The 23,775-nt window shown below is 41.4% G+C and carries 18 protein-coding genes; 7 read left to right on the forward strand and 11 right to left on the reverse strand.

What is annotated here, in order from left to right; all coding sequences use genetic code 11:
- Positions 1-413 precede the first annotated feature (413 nt).
- From nrdA to yfaE, 3 genes are read left to right on the forward strand one after another with little or no spacing between them, the layout of a single operon-like run.
- The gene (gene nrdA, locus EAG18_RS19055; RefSeq protein ID WP_125253947.1) at positions 414-2,699 is read left to right on the forward strand and encodes a class 1a ribonucleoside-diphosphate reductase subunit alpha; all 2,286 of its coding nucleotides are present in this window, start codon (positions 414-416) and stop codon (positions 2,697-2,699) included.
- 53 nt (positions 2,700-2,752) lie between these two features.
- Positions 2,753-3,883: a class Ia ribonucleoside-diphosphate reductase subunit beta gene (gene nrdB, locus EAG18_RS19060; protein ID WP_125253948.1), complete on the forward strand. Its 1,131-nt coding sequence runs from the start codon at positions 2,753-2,755 to the stop codon at positions 3,881-3,883.
- Complete coding sequence (yfaE, locus tag EAG18_RS19065) at positions 3,883-4,158, forward strand: class I ribonucleotide reductase maintenance protein YfaE (RefSeq protein WP_125253949.1); 276 nt, start codon at positions 3,883-3,885, stop codon at positions 4,156-4,158. Before nrdB ends, yfaE begins: the two co-directional genes overlap by 1 nt.
- 15 nt (positions 4,159-4,173) lie before the next feature.
- Here the strand turns inward: yfaE and EAG18_RS19070 are convergent, their stop codons facing one another.
- On the reverse strand, positions 4,174-4,701 hold the full coding sequence (locus EAG18_RS19070) for a YaeQ family protein (RefSeq protein ID WP_275557343.1): 528 nt from the start codon (positions 4,699-4,701) through the stop codon (positions 4,174-4,176).
- 171 nt (positions 4,702-4,872) lie between these two features.
- Here EAG18_RS19070 and EAG18_RS19075 point away from each other — a divergent pair, with 171 nt between their 5' ends.
- Positions 4,873-7,386 carry a TonB-dependent receptor gene (locus EAG18_RS19075; RefSeq protein ID WP_125253950.1) on the forward strand — a complete coding sequence of 838 codons (2,514 nt, stop codon included), beginning with the start codon at positions 4,873-4,875 and terminating at the stop codon, positions 7,384-7,386.
- A 351-nt stretch (positions 7,387-7,737) separates the two neighbouring features.
- On the opposite strand, the gene upp is transcribed toward EAG18_RS19075, so the two are convergent.
- From upp to EAG18_RS19095, 4 genes are all read right to left on the reverse strand, one after another.
- Positions 7,738-8,370, reverse strand: a complete 633-nt coding sequence (gene upp / locus EAG18_RS19080; RefSeq protein ID WP_125253951.1) for a uracil phosphoribosyltransferase — start codon at positions 8,368-8,370, stop codon at positions 7,738-7,740.
- A gap of 11 nt (positions 8,371-8,381) precedes the next feature.
- Entirely contained in the window at positions 8,382-8,930 is a 549-nt protein-coding gene (locus EAG18_RS19085; RefSeq protein WP_125253952.1) for an NAD(P)H nitroreductase, read from the reverse strand.
- 118 nt (positions 8,931-9,048) lie between these two features.
- Positions 9,049-9,756, reverse strand: coding sequence for a DoxX family protein (locus EAG18_RS19090; protein WP_125253953.1), 708 nt, complete (start codon positions 9,754-9,756; stop codon positions 9,049-9,051).
- Between the two features lie 68 nt (positions 9,757-9,824).
- On the reverse strand, positions 9,825-11,786 hold the full coding sequence (locus EAG18_RS19095) for an FAD-dependent oxidoreductase (protein WP_125253954.1): 1,962 nt from the start codon (positions 11,784-11,786) through the stop codon (positions 9,825-9,827).
- A gap of 212 nt (positions 11,787-11,998) precedes the next feature.
- Between EAG18_RS19095 and sppA the strand changes: the two genes are divergently transcribed.
- Both sppA and ansA read left to right on the forward strand, forming a co-directional pair.
- Positions 11,999-13,879, forward strand: a complete 1,881-nt coding sequence (gene sppA, locus EAG18_RS19100; RefSeq protein WP_125253955.1) for a signal peptide peptidase SppA — start codon at positions 11,999-12,001, stop codon at positions 13,877-13,879.
- A 70-nt stretch (positions 13,880-13,949) separates the two neighbouring features.
- Positions 13,950-14,960 carry an asparaginase gene (ansA, locus tag EAG18_RS19105; RefSeq protein WP_125253956.1) on the forward strand — a complete coding sequence of 337 codons (1,011 nt, stop codon included), beginning with the start codon at positions 13,950-13,952 and terminating at the stop codon, positions 14,958-14,960.
- 71 nt (positions 14,961-15,031) lie between these two features.
- On the opposite strand, the gene gndA is transcribed toward ansA, so the two are convergent.
- Complete coding sequence (gndA, locus tag EAG18_RS19110) at positions 15,032-16,405, reverse strand: NADP-dependent phosphogluconate dehydrogenase (RefSeq protein WP_125253957.1); 1,374 nt, start codon at positions 16,403-16,405, stop codon at positions 15,032-15,034.
- A gap of 445 nt (positions 16,406-16,850) precedes the next feature.
- Here gndA and pyk point away from each other — a divergent pair, with 445 nt between their 5' ends.
- Positions 16,851-18,284, forward strand: coding sequence for a pyruvate kinase (pyk, locus tag EAG18_RS19115; protein WP_125253958.1), 1,434 nt, complete (start codon positions 16,851-16,853; stop codon positions 18,282-18,284).
- A 298-nt stretch (positions 18,285-18,582) separates the two neighbouring features.
- Here pyk and EAG18_RS19120 read toward each other — a convergent pair whose 3' ends face one another.
- The 5 genes from EAG18_RS19120 to EAG18_RS19140 form a co-directional block, all read right to left on the reverse strand.
- Positions 18,583-19,407: a LytTR family DNA-binding domain-containing protein gene (locus EAG18_RS19120; RefSeq protein ID WP_125253959.1), complete on the reverse strand. Its 825-nt coding sequence runs from the start codon at positions 19,405-19,407 to the stop codon at positions 18,583-18,585.
- On the reverse strand, positions 19,407-20,477 hold the full coding sequence (locus EAG18_RS19125) for a histidine kinase (RefSeq protein ID WP_125253960.1): 1,071 nt from the start codon (positions 20,475-20,477) through the stop codon (positions 19,407-19,409). Before EAG18_RS19125 ends, EAG18_RS19120 begins: the two co-directional genes overlap by 1 nt.
- A 298-nt stretch (positions 20,478-20,775) precedes the next feature.
- Complete coding sequence (locus tag EAG18_RS19130; RefSeq protein ID WP_125253961.1) at positions 20,776-22,332, reverse strand: SulP family inorganic anion transporter; 1,557 nt, start codon at positions 22,330-22,332, stop codon at positions 20,776-20,778.
- Positions 22,333-22,560: 228 nt separating this feature from the next.
- Positions 22,561-23,019, reverse strand: a complete 459-nt coding sequence (locus tag EAG18_RS19135) for an Lrp/AsnC family transcriptional regulator (protein ID WP_010376979.1) — start codon at positions 23,017-23,019, stop codon at positions 22,561-22,563.
- A 112-nt stretch (positions 23,020-23,131) separates the two neighbouring features.
- The gene (locus EAG18_RS19140) at positions 23,132-23,773 is read right to left on the reverse strand and encodes an MBL fold metallo-hydrolase (protein ID WP_125253962.1); all 642 of its coding nucleotides are present in this window, start codon (positions 23,771-23,773) and stop codon (positions 23,132-23,134) included.
- Positions 23,774-23,775 lie beyond the last annotated feature (2 nt).

A 23,775-nucleotide genomic window follows, 5' to 3' on the forward strand; every position in this document is an offset into this window, starting at 1 on the left:
GTCTTGGAGTGCGGATCTATATCTTACTAACCCGTTGGATGCAATATCGCATATCTAGTGCTATAATTTTTTCAAAGCACAAGATATTGTGCTTTAACGATTATAGAAACGAATTTGTGTAGAAAAAAATCACTTAAACTTTTTTTTTATTTTTACTAAAAAGCACCATCTTTAAGTTGATTTTTCTTTGTGAGCAGATAAGCGGATTGTCGAAGGTTAGTAGGCACTAACATAAATAAATTATCCCAAACTTATCCACAATTCTCCTAAAGTTGTTCTCTTGCAAATTCGCACTAACCCCACTATCTTGTGATCCCTAGCCGCTATAGCACCATATATAGTGGTGGTTTGCTAAACAATTTTTAATTCGTGCGATATCTAAAGCGCGTTCCTAAGGAATACAGGCACATAACATGAACCAACAGCTATCTGTATGCAAAAGAAACGGTCGCAAAGAGCCGTTAGATCTAGACAAGATCCATCGTGTCATTACATGGGCCGCAGAAGGCCTAGATAACGTCTCAGTTTCTCAGGTTGAGTTAAAGTCACACATTCAGTTTTATGACGGTATTCGCACTGGTGATATCCACGAAACGATTATAAAGGCTGCAGCGGATCTTATTTCAAAAGAATCTCCGGACTACCAATACCTTGCAGCTCGACTTGCTATTTTTCACCTACGCAAAAAAGCATATGGATGCTTTGAGCCGCCTCACCTATATCAGCATGTGGTAAAGCTTGTTGAAGACAAACGATATGATCAACACTTGTTGACTGATTACACTGAGGCTGAGTTCAACGAACTAAACGATTATATTGACCATAATCGCGACATGAATTTCAGCTATGCGGCCGTTAAGCAGCTGGAAGGTAAGTACCTCGTACAAAACCGTGTTACAGGTGAAATCTACGAAAGCGCACAGTTTTTGTATGTGTTAGTTGCTGCAAGCTTATTCGCAAATTATCCAAAAGAAACACGCTTAGATTACATCAAGCGCTTTTATGATGCCGTCTCTACGTTCAAAATTTCACTACCAACGCCAATTATGGCTGGTGTTCGTACGCCTACACGCCAGTTTAGTTCATGCGTATTAATTGAATGTGCTGACAGCTTAGATTCAATTAACGCTACTTCATCTGCAATAGTAAAGTACGTAAGCCAACGAGCAGGTATTGGTATCAATGCAGGACGTATCCGAGCACTAGGTAGCCCAATTAGAAATGGTGAAGCATACCACACAGGATGTATTCCATTTTATAAGCATTTTCAGACTGCAGTTAAAAGCTGTTCTCAAGGCGGTGTACGTGGTGGTGCGGCTACCCTATTCTACCCACTTTGGCATTTAGAGATTGAAAACCTACTTGTACTTAAGAACAACCGCGGTGTTGAAGAAAACCGTGTCCGTCATTTAGATTACGGTGTGCAGTTCAATAAAACCATGTACAGCCGACTGATTAAAGATGACTATATTACCCTGTTTAGTCCATCAGACGTACCTGGGCTCTACGATGCTTTCTTTGAAGATCAGCAAGAATTCGAGGCGCTTTATACAAAATACGAGCAGGATGAATCTATTCGTAAAAAGCGCATCAAAGCAATTGAGCTTTTCTCAATGTTTGCGCAAGAGCGCGCAAGTACAGGTCGTATTTACCTACAGAATGTTGACCACTGTAATACTCACAGTCCGTTTGACTCTAAAGTAGCACCAATTCGTCAGTCAAACCTGTGTCTTGAAATTGCATTGCCAACAAAACCGTTGAGTCATGTTAATGACCCTGAAGGCGAAATTGCACTGTGCACGCTTTCTGCATTTAACCTAGGTGCGATCAAATCTTTAGATGAATTAGAGGAGCTTGCTGAGCTGGCAGTTCGTGCGCTTGATAACCTGTTGGATTATCAAGATTACCCAGTACCTGCTGCTTACAACGCAACTATGGGTCGTCGTACTCTAGGCATCGGCGTTATCAACTTTGCTTATTACTTAGCAAAAAATGGTGTGAAGTACTCTGATGGTAGCGCGAATGGTTTAACCCATAAAACATTTGAAGCAATTCAATATTATCTGATGAAAGCCTCGAATGAACTTGCCAAAGAGCGTGGTGCTTGTCCTAAGTTCAACGAGACAACTTACTCACAAGGTATTATGCCTACTGATACGTACAAACGAGACCTAGACAAAGTTTGTGCTGAGCCATTGCACCTTGACTGGGACGCGCTCAGAGAAAGCATCAAAAAGCATGGTATGCGTAACTCTACATTGTCTGCTTTAATGCCTTCTGAAACTTCGTCTCAGATTTCAAACGCTACCAATGGTATCGAGCCACCACGCGGCCACATCAGCGTGAAAGCAAGTAAAGATGGTATCTTGAAGCAAGTAGTACCTGAATATGAAAGACTGAAAGACAGTTACGAGTTACTGTGGGATATTCCTTCAAACGATGGCTACTTGACATTAGTAGGCATCATGCAGAAATTCATTGATCAGACCATTTCTGCAAACACGAATTATGATCCAAGTAAGTTTGAAGCGGGTAAAGTACCTATGAAGCTACTTTTAAAAGACTTACTAACTGCTTACAAACTTGGTGTTAAAACCCTTTACTACCATAACACCCGTGATGGTGCGTCAGATGCTCAGGACGAACTAAAACCTGAAGTAGAAGATGATGGCTGTGAAGGCGGCGCTTGTAAGATATAACGTTTTATGCGGGTGTGCTTCACCCGCTTTTTTAGGTATTGAGTAACACATTTATGGCATATTCAACGTTTAGCAGAAATCATAACGATCAACTAAAAGAGCCGATGTTTTTCGGACAGACAGTTAACGTATCTCGCTACGACCAGCAAAAGTACCCGATTTTCGAAAAGCTCATTGAAAAACAACTTTCTTTCTTTTGGCGTCCTGAAGAGGTTGATGTAAGTAAAGACAGACTTGATTTTCAGGCTCTTCCTGAGCATGAAAGACACATTTTCCTTAGCAATCTTAAATATCAGACGTTGTTAGACAGTGTTCAAGGTCGCTCGCCAAATGTTGCGCTGTTACCCATCGTGTCTATCCCTGAGCTAGAAACGTGGATAGAGACATGGGCTTTCAGTGAAACGATACATAGCCGCTCTTACACGCACATTATTCGTAACGTTACACAAAACCCTGAGATTATATTCGATGATATTGTTGGCAATGACAAAATCGTTGAACGTGCAGATGCGGTTACCAAGTATTATGATGAACTCATTGAAAAAGTTAGCCTGTATAACCAGTATGGTGAAGGCAAGCATGAGATAAATGGTAAAACTGTTATCATCAATCTGTTCGAGCTTAAAAAGCTACTATACCTTTGCATCATGTCCGTTAACATCCTAGAAGCAATACGTTTTTATGTCAGCTTTGCATGTTCATTTGCTTTTGCAGAGCGTGAGTTAATGGAAGGTAATGCCAAAATCATCAAATTAATTGCGCGCGACGAAGCCCTTCACCTTTCAGGTACTCAGCATATTTTAAATATTATGCAAGAAGGTAAAGACGATCCTGAGATGTCCATTGTTGCGGCCCAATGTCGCGAAGAAGCAATCAAGATGTTTGTAGAGGCCGCTGAACAGGAAAAAGAATGGGCCGAGTACTTATTTAAAGACGGCTCTATGATCGGTCTGAATAAAGATATCTTGTGTCAATATGTCGAGTACATAACCAATATTCGTATGACCGCTGTTGGTTTACCTTCAAAGTTTGAGACCAAGTCAAACCCGATCCCTTGGATCAACGCTTGGTTAGTATCAGATAACGTACAGGTTGCACCACAAGAAGCAGAAATAAGCTCTTATCTAGTTGGTCAGATTGATTCAGAAGTAGACGCTGCTGACTTTGGCGATTTCGATTTGTAATGGTTGAAAAGCCAATATACCTCATTCAGGTTAATAATATTGAGGAGCCACTGAAATATGTGGCTTCTTCATGTTCAATATTAGAGACTTTAGAAAACGCCAATATCCAAGTGTCTTACCAATGTCGAGAAGGGTTTTGTGGCGCTTGCCGTGCAAAATTGCTAAATGGAAGCACACAATATTCCAATGAACCATTAGCGTTTGTCCGCGAAGGCGAGATCCTGTTATGTTGCAGTAAACCGCTCAGTGACATCAAAATTGAATTGCCAGAGTAATATAATTTACTGCGATTACATTAATTTTGTCACCGGTGTTCGAATGTAGTGCTCGCCATCTGTGACGCTTACCGCATTGGTTTCAAATATTACATCCCAATGCAAGCTTCGAGTCAACATATCGCTAAGCTCATCAATAAATCGCTCCGGAATATTAAATACAGAGAGTGAGTCAATAAATTCAAGCTGTGCTTTACGTGCATCAAACCACTGCTGACCCTCTAGGCAGAAAATAACAACCTTAGGAAATAGTTTTTCATACTTAGTAATTTCATCTACTTCAAAATTGCCAATAAAAAGTGCAACTTCAACGTCATTATTATCATTAACTATCCAAACGTCGGGCCAGTTTTTTCTTTCCTGTTTACTCCATTTCACCGGTTTGTTAAACGACAACGCACAGATCCCAATAAGTTTAATAGCAAAGTGTTTACAGCTCTCTTTTGACAACATGGCTGCTGTAAATGCTTCTTCATGATGACTGTGATGAAATAAATCAGCAACTTTAATTCTTGCTTTGAATACAAATGGTTTGTTCATCATGGCATGCCTAGTTATGCGCATCTACTAACTATAGTACCTATATTAATTTCAACAATAACTAAGTTATAGTATAACGTTATTGATCCACCTAAACTGTAGTGTTATATTATAACTCTATTGCCTAAAGGGCTCACTCGTTCAGTAAATAATCTAACTCGTGGTAAAATAAATATGTTTAAGCAGTCTCTTATCGCCAGCGCGTTATTCTCGTTACTAGGCACTTCTCAGGCCTACGCAGGACAATTAACCGGAAAAGTCGTTGATGCCAACAATCAGCCTCTAAGTAATGCGACCGTTCACCTCCATGGTAAAAGTAAAACCGTCAAATCTGACAAAAATGGGCAATTTACAATTGAAGTAGACTCTGATGCTCAATTACACATTACAAAACCAAACTATTTAGACAACCGGGTTAATATCACTGAACAACAAGGGTTTGTACGTGTACAACTTGAGCCAACATCAGTTGAGAGTATCGTTGTTTATTCATCGGCATTACACAAAAATAGTATGGAGATGACCTCTCCTGTTAGTGTATTAAGCGGTGATGAATTAAAAAACCGTGCTAAGCCCACACTAGGGGAAACATTAAAAGGTCAACCAGGTATTAACGCCAGTTACTTTGGCCCAGTTAGCTCAAGCCCAATTATTAGAGGCTTAGATGGACCTCGTGTCAAAATCACGCAAAATGGCCTAGACAGCAGCGATGCTTCAAGAGTCGGCCCTGATCACGCAAATACCAATGACTCACTGGCAGCGCAACAGATAGAAGTACTCAGAGGACCTGCAACATTGCTTTATGGCTCTGGTGCTATTGGTGGCGTAGTTAACGTTGTAGATAATCGTATTCCTACAGATGTCATAGATAGCTTGCAAGGTGCTGCGGATTACAGCCATGACACCAATTCGAATACCAACACATTTGCCGTATTACTTGAGTCAGGGTTTGATGGTTTTAATTTCCACTTTGATGGTGTTAAGCGCAAAGGCGGCGATTATGAAACGCCTAATTTTGCACAACCGCACGACGATCATGAGTCACATGACGAACACGAACACGAACACGAACACGAACACGAACACGAACACGAACACGAACACGAAAGTGAATCACATGAAGTCGAATATGCGAATAAAGTAGATAACACTTTCATCGATTCAGAGCAATTTAACTTTGGTACAAGTTACGTTGGCGATCACCTCACTCTTGGTTTGTCTTATGGCCGTATTGATACTGACTATGGGATCCCTGCACACTCGCATGTTGGCCATGACCACGCGCATGATGACCATGACCACGAAGCGCATGATGATCATGACCACGAAGCACATGATGATCATGAGAGCGAAGAGACCCATGCCGAAGAATCAGTCTTTGCCCGAGTTAAGCAAGACCGTTGGCAAGGTCTTATCAACTATGCGGTACACAGCGATTGGCTAGAATCAATAGGATTACGTGTAGGCTACACTGATTATGAACATGCTGAGATCGAACATGGTAATATCGRCACAGTATTTGAAAATGATACTACAGAGCTGCGTTTAACTGCAGAGCACCGCTTGGGTGAGTGGCATGGCACCGTAGGCTATCATTTTTCTGACAGTGATTATTCAGCAAATGGTGAAGAAGCATTTACGCCTTCAACTCAAACTAAAACTCACGCTTTCTATATTCTTGAAGAACGCCGTTTCGGTGATTTTACATTAGAACTTGGTGCAAGAGTCGAAGATTATCAGCTTTCTAGCAAAGGTGATTCATTAGAAGATGACCATGACCATGACCATGACCATGACCATGACCATGACCATCATGATAGTGAGATAGAAACTGGATTCATAGCTTATGATCTTGATATGACAAACTTGAGTGTTTCTGTCGGCGGTGTATATGACTATACAGCAGGTAGCAATGTTGCTGTTTCATTATCACGCTCAGAGCGTGCACCTTTAACAGCCGAGCTACTTTCAAATGGTATTCATATCGCTACAAGCACTTATGAGCTTGGCTTAGGCTATGAACTTGAGGGCGATCATTTACATTTTGAACCACAAGATATTGAGCAAGAAACATCAACTAATCTAGATGTTAGTTTCAGAAAGTTTTCTGGTGATTTTGGCTATACGGTTAATTTCTTCTACAACGATATAGAAAACTTCTATTATCAAGCACTGACTGATTACATTTTTACTGCTGAACATGGGCTAGAAATCGCAGATCACGCTCATGATGACGCAATCCCAGTATTTAAATTTGAAAGTAGCGATGCAAAGTTATATGGCCTTGAGTTTGATGCTCACTATAAGCTTAATCGCTTCGCCCGAGTCAAAGTTTTTGGTGATTCAATCACAGCTAAATTAGATAATGACGAATACTTACCTCGTATTCCTAGTAATAAACTAGGTGTGGATTACGAGCACCGTTATGAAAATTTAACGGCAAACTTTACCGTTACTCATTATTTTGACCAAGACAATGTTGCCCGCTATGAGAGCGAAACTAAAGGCTATACTATGGTTGATGTCTCGTTAAATTATGACTTTGAGTTGATGGGCAATGATATGGTTGGTTATCTGAACCTAGACAACCTAACGGATGAATTGGGTTATGTGCATAGCTCATTTATCAAAGATCAGGCACCATTGCCTGGTCGCAATATTAAGCTTGGGATCAGAGGCTACTTTTAACAGTTCCTTTCTTTTATAGAAACCAAAAAGCTACCTTCTCGGGTAGCTTTTTTATTAGCTAATCACGTGTCTTACTGCTCAATCATTCAAGAATTTGAAACTACTCCCTCACGTTGAGCAAGTATTAACGTATGTTGATGTCATACCAATTTGCTGAATTAAGTGGTCTATTTTGAGGCGAGAAAATCTTGTCGATAACTCCGCTACCGCGTCCTGCTATCGCCAAGGTACCTACATCCGTGTAGGCAAGGCAAAAATTTTGCTATTTAGTTGTTCTAAATGAGAAATTTTTAACGTTGTTAGCGTCAGATTTACTCCTTCAAATTGAGCAAGTATTAAGTCAAATTGGTATTATGCTCTAGTACCAAAAATTTTATCACCAGCATCACCAAGCCCAGGAACAATATACCCCTTTTCATCAAGATGGCTATCTAGCGATGCGGTATATATCTCAACATCTGGATGTGCTGCCTCAACTAATTTTACGCCCTCAGGTGCAGCAACAAGCACAACCGCTCGGATTTCCTTGCACCCTGCTTTCTTAAGCATATCTATTGTGGCGACTAGAGACCCACCTGTTGCTAACATTGGGTCTATCACTAGTGAGAGTCTAGCATCTATATTACCCACTAATTTTTCAAAATATGGTACTGGCTCTAATGTCTCTTCATTTCTTTGCAAGCCGACAACACTTACCTTAGCAGCTGGAATAAGTTGTAATATGCCATCAAGCATACCAAGACCAGCTCGCAAAATAGGTACTAGTGTAATCTTTTTGCCAGCAAGACGCTTCACAGTCAACTGTTTGCCGTCCCAAGCAGAGACTATCTCATCACCGAGTGTTAAATCTTTAGTTGCTTCATAAGTCAGTAAGTTTCCAACTTCTGATACAATCTCACGAAAATTCTTGGTCGATACTCCCTGCTCTCGAAGTAACCCAAGTTTATGTTGAACCAACGGGTGGTCAATTACATGTAATGCCATTGGGGGATCCCTTATAAACTACTGAAAAAGTCTTCTGGCTTGTGTCTAACTGGCTTTGTACATAACACTGTTGGCGTGCCTAAGTATAAATAGCCAACAATCTCATCTTTTTCATCCAGTCCTAGTTGCTTTTTAACTTCCACACTCTGCGCAAAATAACCGGTTCTCCATACACCTGATAAACCTTGTGCAAAAGCAGCTTGCTGCATCGCTAACACACTACAACCTGCGCTTTGGATCTGTTCAATACGAGGAACTTTAGGGTGTTCTTGATACGGTGAAACAGCAATAATAAGCATTGGCGCACGCTGAGGTAGCGCCTTCGCCCTATCTATGACTCTTTGTTCTTGCTGCTCCTTTATAGCTGCTTGATAATAAATATCACCCAGCTTTTCACGACCTTGCTCTTCGACCACAATAAACCTAAACGGCGTAAGGCCACCATGATCTGGTACCTTCAAAGCAGCTTTTTTAATTATCTCTAGTTGCTCTGGGTTTGGTCCTGGATAAGAAAGATTGCTATCTGATTGACGTGTCAAAAGTAATTCTATTGCGTCCATTAGTTCGTTCCGTATTGTACCTTCAAAATCGATATCATTAATATGCGCTTAGTCTACCATTTCAAAGCGCCTGCGACTATGCAGCACGCTTAAGTTTACAGTGCTTTGTTTTATATGATCATCGATACTGTATACTTTTTGATTGGCTGCTCATTAGCAGTTTCAACCAATAGTCGATACTGACGTAACGTCCTCCCCCCATAAAAAATAGCGACAGTAACAACACAAAATAGGTAGCGGCAAATTCGATGCCATTGTTCAATATGACTATGTTTCCTTTTTCGTATAGGTAATCCGGCCGCCCATGCTCTGCAACCAACCCTTTGATTATGTCTAACCTCTGTTTTACCTCTAGGCTATTATCTAAACTATTTTTTGCCTGCTCAACACCCAACCAGTGTACAACCTTAGCTGCACTGGTATCAGGGTTTGATGGCGCAACTGAAAACCAGCCGTTATCAAGGTGCACAGTTACTGCTGCAACCACCATAGTTATCATTAGCGGGATCGTGACTAAACGGGTTAATATACCAACCAAAATCAGCCAACCACCTAAAAATTCAGTCCAAGCAGCCATAAATGCTAATAAGTCAGGAACAGGCAGCCCCAATCCCCATTCACTATTACCAAACCACTCTACTACACCAGGGTCTGGAAGCAGTTTTTGGTAAAGTTCGATGTCTTGGTGCTTCAAGTTTAGTTTATTGTAGCCAGCGATAATCATCACTGGTGCGAGGAGTAATCGGATGAGTAAAGGGGCAAGCCCTGAGAAGTGTTCCAACGTTAGTTTAGTGCTGTTATAAAACTTTAGCAGGTTTACAAGCATAAGTTAGGCAGTCCATAGTTGATAGTTACAATATCAGTATAGACCGCCTAATTCTTAGGGTTATTACATTAAATTTTTCTCGCGACCTGAAGAGCTTCAGCTATCGCTCGTTTTGCATCGATTGCAGCTGCAAGTTTCGCCCCACCAATAACATGATGGTTATCTGGCAATGTTTCTTTATTAAACAATGTATCGTTGGATACTTGGCCAATACATGCAATAACAGTATCAACGTCAAGTATCTGCTCATCGTCTGCGACTTTGATAGTCAGCCCTTGACCATCAAAACGAATGTACTCACTTTGTGCAATTTGTTTAACGTTATGGTGCTTTGCAACCGCTCTGTGGATCCAACCTGTGGTTTTGCCTAAATCTTTACCAAAGCGACCAGCTGAACGCTTTAACATATAAATTGTTTTTTGCTCCTGGGATGGCTTAGGCTCGCATTCGATACCCCACTGTGCCTTAAAGTCTGAAATAGATTGCTCTCGCGGTTCTGTCAGATAGGCAACCATATCAAAACCAATACCACCCGCACCTAAAATCGCGATTTTATCACCGAGTTCTACTTCACCTTTGATCACCTCATCATAGGCAAATACACGACGCCCATCAGCACATTCGATTTTGGACATTCGTGGACTTACACCAGTTGCAAAAACGACATCATCAAAAGCATCTGCCATAGACAATTCATAAGATGTGTTTAGACAAAGCTCTACTCCAAGGCGGTTAATTTCGCTCACATAGTATTTAAGCGTGTGTTGAAAGTCTTCTTTTCCAGGTATGCGCATCGCTAGGTTAAATTGTCCACCTAGTTCGCTACCCCTATCAATGAGCTTAACTTGGTGTCCCTTTTTAGCCAAATAATAGCTCACTGATAATCCAGCGGGGCCAGCTCCCACCACTAATACCTTTTTCTTTGTAGTTGCTTCTTCTAACGGGTAATCCAGCTCAAACCCTGCTTGAGGATTAACTAAACAAGTAGCCCGTTGCCCTTTAAATACATGATCTAAGCAGCCTTGGTTACAACCGATACAAATATTAATTTGCTCTTCACGTTGTGCTTGATACTTATTGAAAAACTCAGGATCAGCAAGCAATGGACGCGCCATAGAAATAAGATCAGCGTCGCCTTTAGCTAAAATATCATTTGCTAGTGTCGGGGTATTTATTCGATTGACGGCCACAACGGGTATGTCAACAACCTGCTTTAACCTATTTGACGCTTCTCGATACGCTCCTGGTGGTACCATTGAAGCAATTGTAGGAACTCTAGCTTCATGCCAACCAATTCCAGTATTAAGAATATCAACACCGGCGGACACTAGCGCTTTTGCCTGAAGCGTAACTTCTTCTGCTGTCGATCCATTTGGGATTAGATCCATCACTGACAAACGAAATACGATAATAAACTTATCGCTCACCTTCGTCCTCACCGCTTTTACGATGTCAGTCGCCAAACGCATTCTATTTTCTAGACTACCACCGTATTCGTCAGTACGTTTATTGGTGTGATTCGCCATGAATTCGTTAATTAAATACCCTTCAGAGCCCATGATTTCGACACCATCATATCCGGCCTTCTCAGCTAGCTTTGCTGACTGTGCAAAATCTTTAATGGTACTTTTAATAGCGCCCAAGCTCATCGCTTTTGGCGTATAAGGATTTATTGGTGCTTTGATTGCACTTGGTGCTGTATTAAAAGGGTGGTAAGCGTATCTTCCTGCATGCAGTAGTTGTAAGCAAATTTTTCCACCATGTTGGTGAACCACGTTGGTGTATGCTTTATGCTTTATCACATCATACCGCGAGTTAAAAGAAGACGAAATGGGCGTCAATTTACCGCGTAAATTTGGACTATAGCCACCAGTGATAATTAACCCCACCCCTCCTTTTGCGCGCGCTTCATAGAATGCAGCTAGGCGCTTTCGATTGTGCCAACCTTCTTCAAGCCCGGTGTGCATCGATCCCATCACCAAGCGATTTCGCAAACTTGTATGTTTAAGTTTTAGTTCTTTTTCTAACATTTGCCGCCCCACAAAACTGGTCTTACCTGTGAACATTAACGTTTTTTTATTATTTGGCAAGTCTTAAACAGAAAGAAATTAACGAACCTTGGCTCATTGCTGATATTTCACGCATGAAAATACTTAGTTACGTTTTTCTATTATCTATGAAACCGACTCTGATATATGATAAATAAATAGTGTTTTATTGATGTTAAGCATAAGGGATCGATTTGAAACTGATAGCGAATATTTTTAAAGGCATATGGGCCACTTTGAACTTTTCTAGACGATTGATTTTAAATCTATTGTTCTTATTCATTCTGATTGCCATTGTGATTAATATTATATCCGGTGAAGACCAAGTCCAAGTGGAAGATAAAAGTGTCTTACGCTTAGATCTAAATGGCATCATTGTCGAGCAACTAACCTATGTCGACCCGTTTGAAGCGGCAATGAGCGGCAAGTTTGGTGACTCAGAGAAACCTGGTGAGATTTTACTTGATGATATAATTGACGTAGTCAACAAAGCAACGCAAGACCAACAAATATATGCAATGTACCTAGACTTACAACGCATGCACAGCGCACATTTAGATAAACTCCGCGACATTAGAGATGCGCTGGTAAAATTTAAAGCTGCAGGCAAAAAGATCTATGCTCACGGTGCATATTACACTCAAGCACAATATTATTTAGCCTCTATTGCTGATCAAGTAACGTTACACCCATACGGGGGTGTCAACATCACCGGTTTTGGCATGTACCCTCTTTATTTCAAAGAAGCCCTAGATAAGCTAAAAGTGACTCAGCATATTTTCCGTGTTGGTACCTATAAATCTGCCGTTGAGCCTTTCATCCGCAGTGATATGTCACCAGAAGCAAAACAATCTAACCTTGGTTGGATAACACCACTTTGGAGTCAATACAAATCAGAAGTGGCTGAGAACCGAGGTTTCGATGTCACAAATTTTGATGAAACATTCGCTGCATTGACGGATAAAATGGAAGCTGCACAAGGCGACTCTGCTAAATATGCAATTGATAATCAATGGGTGGATGAACTGGTTACAGATCAACAGTTCGTACAAAAGTTGATTGATGAAGTGGGGTTAGACGCTAAAGGCAAATCGTTCAAGCAAGTGTCCTTTGATCAGTATCTGTCAACACTGCCACCAAAAGAATTTGCTGAAAATCCATTTACAGAAAAAGTTGCAGTGATCGTTGCTAAAGGTCAAATATCCGATGGTAAACGTAAGGCTGGTGCCATAGGCGGAGATTCAACAGCTGCACTGCTCAAAAGAGCGCGTCTAAACGATAAAGTAAAAGCGGTTGTTTTAAGGATAGATTCTGGCGGCGGCAGTATGTTTGCTTCAGAAACGATTCGTAACGAAGTGTTAGCATTAAAAGCGGCAGGTAAACCCGTTGTCGCATCTATGGGCTCAGTCGCGGCTTCAGGTGGCTATTGGATTGCGGCCTCAGCGAATGAGATTTGGGCCTCGCCGAGCACAATTACTGGGTCAATTGGCGTTTTTGGCATGATAATGACTTTCGAAAACGCGGCTAATTCACTTGGTATTTATTCAGATGGTGTAGCTACGACAGAGCTAAAAGGTCAATCACCATTTAGAGGAATTGAAAGTAATTATAAACATCTTATTCAAATGGGTGTTGAAGATGCCTATGACAAGTTTATCTCTATGGTTGCAACTGAACGAAACCTTGAGAAATCAGCGGTTGATGAAGTAGCGCAAGGCCGTGTATGGCTGGCAACTCAAGCGCTAAATTTTGGTCTCATTGACAAGTTAGGCAATAAGAATGATGCCATTAACGCAGCAGCCAGTCTTGCAAACTTGGAGATGTATGATGTTATCACCATAGAACAAGCGCTAACTGAGCAGGAAAAGCTAGTGCAACAGTTATTTGGTGCTGCGATAGTACAAAGTGCAGTTGACGCCATTATGCCTGAGCAATCGATATTTGCAAAAACAGCGTTAAACGCTCTAGATGATATAAGTCATACACTAGAAGCTCAGAGCAAAGTGCTCGGTCAATTAAATGACCCAAATCATGTCTATACCCTGTGTTTAGTATGTAATGTATCGGCTGAATAACCCTGAATAAGACTGCAATTGCGGATACACAATTGCTATAATAAGCCCAGATTTTATTCTGGGCTTATTTATGAAAAGAAAAAAAATATACATTGCTTATACCGGCGGTACTATTGGTATGAAGCAATCGAGTCGTGGTTATGTTCCTGTTGCCGGCTACCTTACGGATACGGTGAAGAATAACGCTGAGTTTACACGCGATGAGATGCCACTTTTTGATATTCACGAATACAGTCCTTTAATTGACTCATCTGATATGTCTCCCCATCATTGGCAACTCATTGCTGATGATATCCAATCAAAGTATCAGGATTACGACGGCTTTGTCGTACTACATGGCACAGACACAATGGCGTATACCGCTTCAGCGCTGTCTTTCATGTTTGAGAATCTGACCAAGCCTGTGATTGTAACCGGCTCACAAATACCACTATCTCAACTTCGTTCGGATGGTCAAGTGAACCTGCTAAATGCCATGTACTTAGCGGCTAATTATCCCATTGCGGAAGTTAGCTTATTTTTCAATAATAAGTTGTATCGTGGTAACCGAGCAATAAAAGCTCATGCTGACGGGTTTGATGCCTTTGCGTCTCCAAACTTATCACCTTTAGCGCAAGCGGGGATCAACATACAGCTACTAGAAGGAAAGCTCAGCCCTTATGTTGAGCAAAGTTTGCAAGTAACCCAGATTTCACCACAGCCTATCGCTGTGATGCACCTTTATCCCGGAATTTCAACTGAGATCCTTAAGAACCTCATGAAAGGTCAAATGAAGGCATTGATATTATTGAGCTTTGGTGTTGGAAATGCGCCACAAGACGAGCACTTTTTAAATGAGCTTAAGGCAATAAGTGACAGCGGAGGGGTGATCATTAATCTAACTCAGTGTATCCAAGGTAAAGTGAATATGGGCGGCTACGCTACTGGCAACGCTTTACTCAATTGTGGAGTGATCAGTGGTTATGACATGACTTTGGAAGCGTGCTTAACAAAACTACATTATCTATTCAGCCAAAAGCTTGAAATAGAAACTATCCGCCACCTTATGCAAGATAGCCTTCGTGGTGAACTCACTAGGTAAAGATAGAAGAAAAGAAAAGTAAAAAGCCGCAAGTGGATACTGCGGCTTTGTCATTTCTAGTGTCGGCGTGACTATCTTACTTTTGCATCAATCTCGACAAGATCAGTGAGGTGACACGTTTCACCACTGTGCGTCTTAATGCCATGTTCACCAAAGTAATCACGTTGTGCTTGCACTAAGTGACCATTGCTTGGAGTGCTCAACGTCGCAATGTATGTTTGCGTCGCAGCAAGCACAGGGAAAGATAAACCTGTTGCAATCGCTTTACCGGTAGTGCGACGAAGTGCCAGTGCTGGCTCCTCTAATGAATCGATAAACTCAACACCCTGAGCAACATCATCTAGGTAGTCGGCACGAATGATACAACCGGCGCGCCAGGTTTGAAGTGTCTTATTTAAGTCGACTTTCCATTGGTGAGCTCGTGACGCACCTTTAATTAATGCAAGGCCTTGACGATAGCATAGCAAGCTCGCGAAATAGAATGCTTGTTTCAATTCGTCTAAATCAACTTCAACCGACTCGGTAGATTTGGCAGCATACGTCATTTCTTTGGCCGCTGGCGTATCTATCGTATTAGTTAAATGGCGAGCTTGCACCGCAGCGACCAAAGATGGGACGGCAATCCCTAATTCTAACGCATTTTGTGCTGTCCAAAGGCCAGTACCTTTAGCACCTACTTTGTTATCTATAAGGTCAACTAGTGACTCACGCTGCTCTGTTTCGAGGCTGAGAATATGGCTCGAAATTGCGAGTAGGTAGCTATTTAGATTACCCTCTGACCATGACTCGAAAATTTCAGCGACTTCTTTCGGTGAGCGGCCAGTGCCATGACGAAGTAGTTGATACACTTCAGCAATCAGCTGCATTAACGCATATTCAATGCCGTTATGTACCATTTTTACAAAATGGCCACTTGCAGATTGACCCACGCGAGCAAAACATGACTCGTTATTGTAGCTTGCCGCAACTTTCTCAAACCAAGGTTCGATACGTTCCCATCCCCCTTCAGAGCCACTCGCCATCATAGCTGGACCGTGACGCGCCCCTTCAGCTCCGCCAGAGATCCCCATGGTGGCAAACTCAAATTTATTTTGATATTTCAACTTGCGAGCAATACCATCTTTGTAGTTACTATTACCACAATCCACAATGATATCTTCTTTCTCAACCCCGGCTTCAACCAAGTCGCTACAAACTTTATCTACTAATTCACCAGCTGGAACCAGTAATAAAATCGAGCGAGGAGTCTCAAGCCTTCTGATCATATCACCGAGATCAGACACTATGTGTAAGCGCTCCGCCATACCTAACGACTGTGCGCAACTTAATAATTCCGCACCTACTTCGGGGTTCTTGTCATATGCGACTAAGGTCATCCCCTTCTCTATTAGATTTAGCGCGAGGTTTTTACCCATCACACCCAAACCAACTAATGCAACCTGCATTTAGTTTCCTCCTCGGTAACATCAAAACTTTATGCGTTCGTGTATGTGCATTATACCTTAGCAACCATGATTGACCAGCGAGACACACTATTCACTGGCTACTTATCAGTTACAAAAATATGACTGCTAACACAATTCACTGTATAGCAATATAGTGACAGCGGCGCGCATTCACCACTATTTGTGATTAATCGCAAATATTCTCTTATCATTAAAAGGTAAAATATTCGAGATTGACGCCCACTGACACCGGTGTCATAATGATGACATATAGATCATATAACTTAATGAGAGTGTTAAAAAGGGTATTTGCATAATTCTTTATGCTCAAGTTAGTTAAATAATGGTTTCACAATGTGTGATGTGTAAAAAGACAGCAAGTTTAATTTATTTTTAACACATTCATAAGTTTTTGCTTACCTTGATAAGCTTACAGGAGAATCTGATGCTTAGACGCACTAAAATCGTTGCAACTCTGGGGCCCGCAACTGATAGAGATAATAATTTAGAAAAAATAATTCGTGCCGGCACCAACGTAGTCAGACTAAACTTTTCACACGGCGTTGCTCAGGATCACAAAAACAGAGCTGAAGCGGTACGCGAAATATCTCAACGCTTAGGTGTGAATGTCGCTATCCTAGCTGATTTGCAAGGACCTAAAATCCGTGTTTCAACCTTCAAAGAAGGTAAAGTATTTTTAGAAGTAGGTGCAAAGTTTACTCTAGACGCAAAAATGGAACCTGGACAGGGTCATGTTGAAGCTGTTGGTATAGATTACAAAGAGCTACCAAATGATGTAAAGCAAGGTGATTTGTTATTGTTAAACGATGGTCTGATCCAACTGGTTGTTGAGCAAGTGCACGGTCACTTAGTTCATACCAGCGTCAAAGTGGGTGGTGTGCTATCTAATAACAAGGGTATTAACCGTTTAGGTGGTGGGTTAACGGCACCGGCATTCACGGATAAAGACAAAGAAGATTTAATCACGGCAACGGAAATCGGTGTTGACTACATTGCAGTATCTTTCCCTCGAAGCGGTGATGACATGCGTTATGTCAGAAGCTTAGCTGAAAAAGCAGGCTCTAATGCGCAATTGTTAGCAAAAATAGAGCGTGCAGAAGCTGTTGAAACTGTTGAAGCAATTGATGACATTGTGCTTGCTTCTGATGCGGTGATGGTCGCACGTGGCGACTTAGGGGTCGAAATTGGCGACGCTGCGCTTGTGGGTAAACAGAAACAAATTATCAGCCGTGCTCGTTCATTAAACCGTACTGTCATTACAGCAACACAAATGATGGAATCGATGATTGACAACCCAATGCCAACCCGTGCTGAGGTGATGGACGTAGCAAATGCTGTATTGGACGGCACAGACGCGGTTATGCTCTCTGCAGAAACAGCTGCGGGAGATTATCCAGAGCAAACGGTTGCAGCGATGGCTCGCGTTTGTTTAGGCGCTGAGTCGCAACCACAAATTCACATTTCTAAACACCGTCTAGATAGTCGCTTTGCAGACACTTGTGAAACCATTGCGCTTTCCGCCATGTATGCAGCTAACCACTTAGACTCAGTAAAAGCCATTGTTGCATTAACGGAATCAGGCAATACTGCGAAACTAATGTCACGTATTAGTTCCGGTTTACCAATTTATGCCCTGTCTCGCCATCAATCCACACTCGGTCAAGCCTCGTTGTATCGTGGCGTTTATCCGGTAAGGTTTGACTCTACCCAATGTTCAGATGATAGTGCGGTTAGAGAAGCACTAGACACTCTTGTTGCAGCAGGATCTTTAGAAAAAGGCGACACAGTTATCATTACCCATGGCGATAAAATGGAAACTATCGGTGCAAGTAATACACTAAAAATTATTACAGTATAAAAACCACAACGAACTGGGTAGCCACGCTACCTAGTTCTGTTATTTAGCCCGTGTGACTGCGCGTAAAAGCTGTATTGATAATAAAATGAGGAAACAGCGCTAATCACTTGGCGTTATTTTATACCACTTTCTTGTTGTAACTATTTAATAAAACCAAACTGCCTAATGTGAAGCAGAACGTTTAGCTTATAACCGAGCAAAGCCTTGTTATCAACAAGTTGCTCTAAATAAGACATTTTATCGCTTGTAGTGCCACAATAGCTTCTTCTAACTGAGCAAGTATTAAGATTAATTGGTATTAGCTTGCTAATGCTGCCTTCACTTTATCTCTGTAGCTTCTGCTTACTTTTAGCTCTTGACCATTTTCAAGCACTAACAAGTATTCACCACTGCTCTGGGTTACTAGCTTACTAATTTGTTTAGTGTTTACGATAGCAGAGCGATGCACGCGTACGAATAATGTTGGGTCCAATTCTTGCTCTAAATCCTTCATTGTTTTTCTTAAGATGTGTGTTTGACCATCACTACAATGTAGACACATGTAATCTCCAGCAGCATCCACCCACTGAATTGAGCCGGTAGAAACACGAATGATCTCTCCTTGCTCTTTTACCGCAAGTGACTCAGGGAACTTTTTATCTTCGATTGTATCCCCTGTCGCTAACTTCTTTAGGATTTCTTCACAATTGTTACCAGTGATCCCTGCAACAAAGCTGGCTAACTTTTTCTTATGCGCATTGTCTTGTTGTGTTTTTAAATAGCTTTGCACTTTTTCCACCGCCTGTTTTAATCTGTTGTCATCAACGGGTTTTAAAATGTAATCTAACGCATGGATCTCAAATGCTTTGACAGCATATTGATCAAACGCAGTTACAAAAACGATAGCAGGCAATGGTTTGACACTTTCACTCAAGGCTCTCGCTACTTCAAAGCCATTCATGTTTGGCATTTGAATATCAAGAAAGACTAGATCTATGTCCTCAGACTTACATAAATCAATAGCCTGTTGGCCACTGCCACATAATTCTACAATTTCAATTTCAGGAAAATCTCTTAACCTTACCGCCAAGCCTTTTCTGGCTAGCGGTTCATCATCTACGATTAATGTTCTAATTTTGTTCATTACTTCTTCGCCCTTTCGTATGGCACGCGAATGTTTACCTTTAAACCCGAAGGCTCATTGTTTGACAGCACAAACGAGTAATTGTTTTCATATAATGTTTTTAGGCGATCTTTGGTATTCACTAAACCCACTCCTTGTGCACTTTTCAACTGTCCATCTTCCAACTCTGCGCCTGGGCCGTTATCRCCTACTTCCAAGAGTAGCTCATTGGCAAAAACCTGTGCTTTAATCTCAATTTTGCCGCCATGTTCAATATGTGCAATAGCATACTTGATGCTGTTCTCAATCAATGGCTGTAAAATTAAACTTGGCACTAGCGCTTGTTCTGCCTCTTCTGTTACATCTAACTCAATCGACAACCTTTCATCAAAGCGTACTTTCTCAATTTCAAGGTATAAGGTTAACGCATGTAACTCTTGCTCTAGTGGTACTTTTTTGATCGGATCTGTATTTAAGGTATGTCTCAAAAAGTCACTAAGCCTTGATACCATTTGATTTGCATCTTTATTCTCTTCAACGAGAATAAGTGTTGAGATTGCGTTGAGTGTATTGAAGAGAAAGTGAGGATTAAGCTGATACCGAAGCATTTTTAGTTGTGCTTCATGAGCCATCGTATTGGCTTTTAGTGCCTTTTGCCTCTCACTTTGTAATAATTGATAGTACTTTATACCGAAGTATAGTCCGCTCCAGCATAAAACGATATAGACGGAGTCTAGGCCTTGCTGCAAATAATAAAACCATTCATCGGGTCGATAGCCATGACGGTATATTTCCCAATGATTGAATTTTTGCACCACAGCCCAGAGCGTTCCGGTTAAATATGATGCAGTAAATACGACCAAGATTAAGACAACTGGAGAGGCGTTCCATATCTTACGATATAAATAACGCAGTGGTACTGTCATCAAACAACCGGCATAAGCATTTAATGCAATAACAAATACATAGATGTCGCGCATTTCAAATACTTTCGAGCCAATGTAATTCACCAGCGCATAGCCCAACCAGCCGGCTATTTGTAATACCCAGAAAAATCTCTGCCTGTTATCAACCAGTGATTGCCACTTCAAAATGATTATACCTCTTCTATCTTAACTGGATTATATCTCAGCTCGTTGCGTTTATTCACTGCTGATGGTCTCAGTTTTTACACGACCTACCGCAAATAAAAAAAGACACCGCAGTGTCTTTTTTAAGATAAATTATAATGACTTATTTAATTTAACCGCTCTGTTTTGGAACACCAAAAAAGTGCTAGTAGGTTGTTATGAATAAGAAATATAACGACCGCTTAGCTTCAATCTATGTTCCCTCAGGTTAAGCAGTTCTACACAAATTGCTATAAATGCCTTATCTTGTAGACTGTATTTACGCCAGCTTATCTGAAGCGACTTTATATGTTGGATCTGCTTGACCATCTAATTCGACTAAGTCTTTGGCCTTTTCGAGTAACACTTTGCAGTCTTGGCTCAAGTGGCGCAGATGAAGTGTTTTTCCAGCTTTTTTGTAGCGTTCTGCTAACGCATCTATCGCTTCAATGGCGCTGTGATCAGCAACTCGGCTATATTTAAATTCTACAATAATGTCGTCAGGGTCATTATTTATATCAAATAGTTCAGCAAAGTTTTTTACAGAGCCAAAGAATAGTGGTCCGTGTAATTCATAAACCTTTGAGCCATTTTCATCAATATAATTATTGGTATAGATATGTTTTGCATGTTCCCAAGCAAACACCAATGCCGATACAATTACACCAACACAAACTGCAATCGCGAGATCTGTGACCACAGTCACACCAGATACCAATACAATCACAAAAGCATCTGATTTGGGGATCTTTCTGATCAGTCTAAAGCTAGACCATTCAAACGTACCTAAAACAACCATAAACATCACGCCAACTAGTGCGGCTAATGGGATCATTTCTATTAAGCTAGCAGCAAATAGAATAAAGACCAATAGTAGAAGCGCAGCTGTTATTCCCGATAAACGACTACGGCCACCAGAATTAATATTGATCATTGACTGGCCTATCATGGCACAGCCGCCCATCGCACCAAATACGCCACAGGTAACGTTTGCTGCACCTTGACCAATACACTCACGATTACTATGGCCACGTGTTTCTGTGATCTCATCAATCAAAGTGAGCGTCAACAGCGACTCTATCAAGCCAATTGCTGCCAATACTAACGCATAAGGGAATATGATTTTAAGTGTTTCAAGTGTCCATGGTACATCAGGTATATGAAAAGCAGGGAAACCACCTGCGATAGTCGCATCAGAGTTGCCAGACATGTCTTTAAGATAGTCAAGTACATTCCTCGCATCTAGGTCCAGGCCTATTACAATTCCAGTTACTACAAGGATAGCGGCAAGGCTTGAAGGTACTGCCGTCGTCAACTTAGGGAGAAAATGAATGATAGCCATTGTAAGCGCAACTAGGCCACACATAATATAGAGCGCTTCGCCCTGCATCCACGTCAAGTTACCTTGCTCATCAAGCACCTTGAACTGCCCAAGTTGTGCTAAGAAAATCACAATTGCCAGGCCATTTACAAAGCCGAGCATAACAGGGTGAGGCACCATGCGAATAAACTTGCCGAGTTTAAATATACCGGCCAATATTTGCAAAAAGCCCATCAATAAGACTGTCGCAAACAGATATTCAACACCATGCTCTATCACCAAGCTAACCATAACGACTGCAAGTGCACCAGTTGCACCAGAGATCATACCCGGTCTACCACCGAAGATTGAGGTAATAAGACCTACAATGAATGCCGCATATAAGCCAACCAAAGGGTCTACTTGCGCAACAAAAGCGAAGGCTACAGCTTCTGGCACCAACGCCAGCGCAACTGTAAGTCCTGATAGTACATCGTTTTTAGCAGAGCTAGGCGCTTTGCTGATCAGATTAAACATCTATTTCCWCTGGTCTGAATTGRCAATGAACACAAAGGCTGCGGATTCTAGCAAAAAGCAGCAATTTAAACAAATAGCAGACATCTAGCATTTAAAGCAGATTGGTTTGTATGCACTAATTCTAGTATAGAACAGTGACAGTAGGATGTTAGTAAGGCGCTATTGCAGCTAAAAGGCAGGCCAAATCGTCTGCTCACTATCATTTAACAAGCAGACGATGATGCTGTACTAAAGTGGTAAAGAGGTACTGCGTTTTACGCAAGTCATGGTTACGTTTGAATGTACCTCTTGAACAAACTCAAGGTTAAGTAAATTGTCTCGAACAAACTGCTCATAACCTTCAATGCCCTTAGATATAATACGCAGCATAAAGTCCATCGTGCCTGCCATTGAATAACACTCAGTCACTTCGTCGTAGCTCAATATAAGTTTTTCAAACTCAGCGAGGTTATTTCTGCCATGGTTCGACAAGCGAACGTGTGCATAAACCAGCATATCAAATCCGAGTTTTTTCTCGTCTAACAGTGCGACTTTACCTTTGATGTAACCATCTTGCTCCAATTTGGCGATACGGCGCCAGCAAGGAGATTGAGAAAGCCCTACTTTATCTGCAATTTCGGCGGTCGAAAGACTCGCATCTTGTTGTAACAATGCCAAGATTTGGCGATCTACTTGGTTTAATGACATATCTATTCTAGTTTAATTAGCACATTAGCTTACAAAGCCAATGTTGATTATTATTCCCTGACGTATAGTAGACTAACTTATTGTATATGAATACTACTTAGCGCCTACTATTCTACCCAAATCGGCCACTCATAAAGGGGTTTGTAGCCTTTTCATACCCTATCGTGGTATTTTCACCGTGCCCTGAATGCACAACGACTTCGTTAGGTAACGAAAATAACTTACTCTCAATGGAGTGCTTCAGCTTTGCTGCGTCCCCTTTAGGAAAGTCAGTTCGCCCTACTGAACCTTTGAACAAAACATCACCTACCAACACCTGCTGTGAGACAGGTTCATAAAAAACAACATGTCCAGGCGTGTGACCAGGGCAATGCCTAACTTCTAACTTTAGCTTCCCTACCTCAACTGTATCACCATCATTTAGCCATGATGAGGGTAAAAATGCAGCGTGGTTTTCAAAACCAAACATTTGTGATTGCATTGGTAATGCTTCAAGCCAAAATAGGTCATCTTTATGAGGGCCTATGATTTCAATATCATAATACTCCCCCAGTTTCGTACTTGCCCCCACATGATCTAGATGCGCGTGGGTGAGCAAAATCATCTTCGGTTTAAGCCCCTCTTCACTCAAGCGCGCGATGATCTTTTCCGGCTCGCCACCTGGGTCGACAATTGCGGCGATTCTGCTTGTCGGGCAAACTAATACACGGCAATTTTGCATAAACGGCGTAACAGGTATTGTTAATACTTGCATTG

Origin of the sequence: Pseudoalteromonas sp. J010 (assembly GCF_003934235.1) — a bacterium.
Taxonomy (GTDB): Bacteria; Pseudomonadota; Gammaproteobacteria; order Enterobacterales; family Alteromonadaceae; genus Pseudoalteromonas; species Pseudoalteromonas peptidolytica.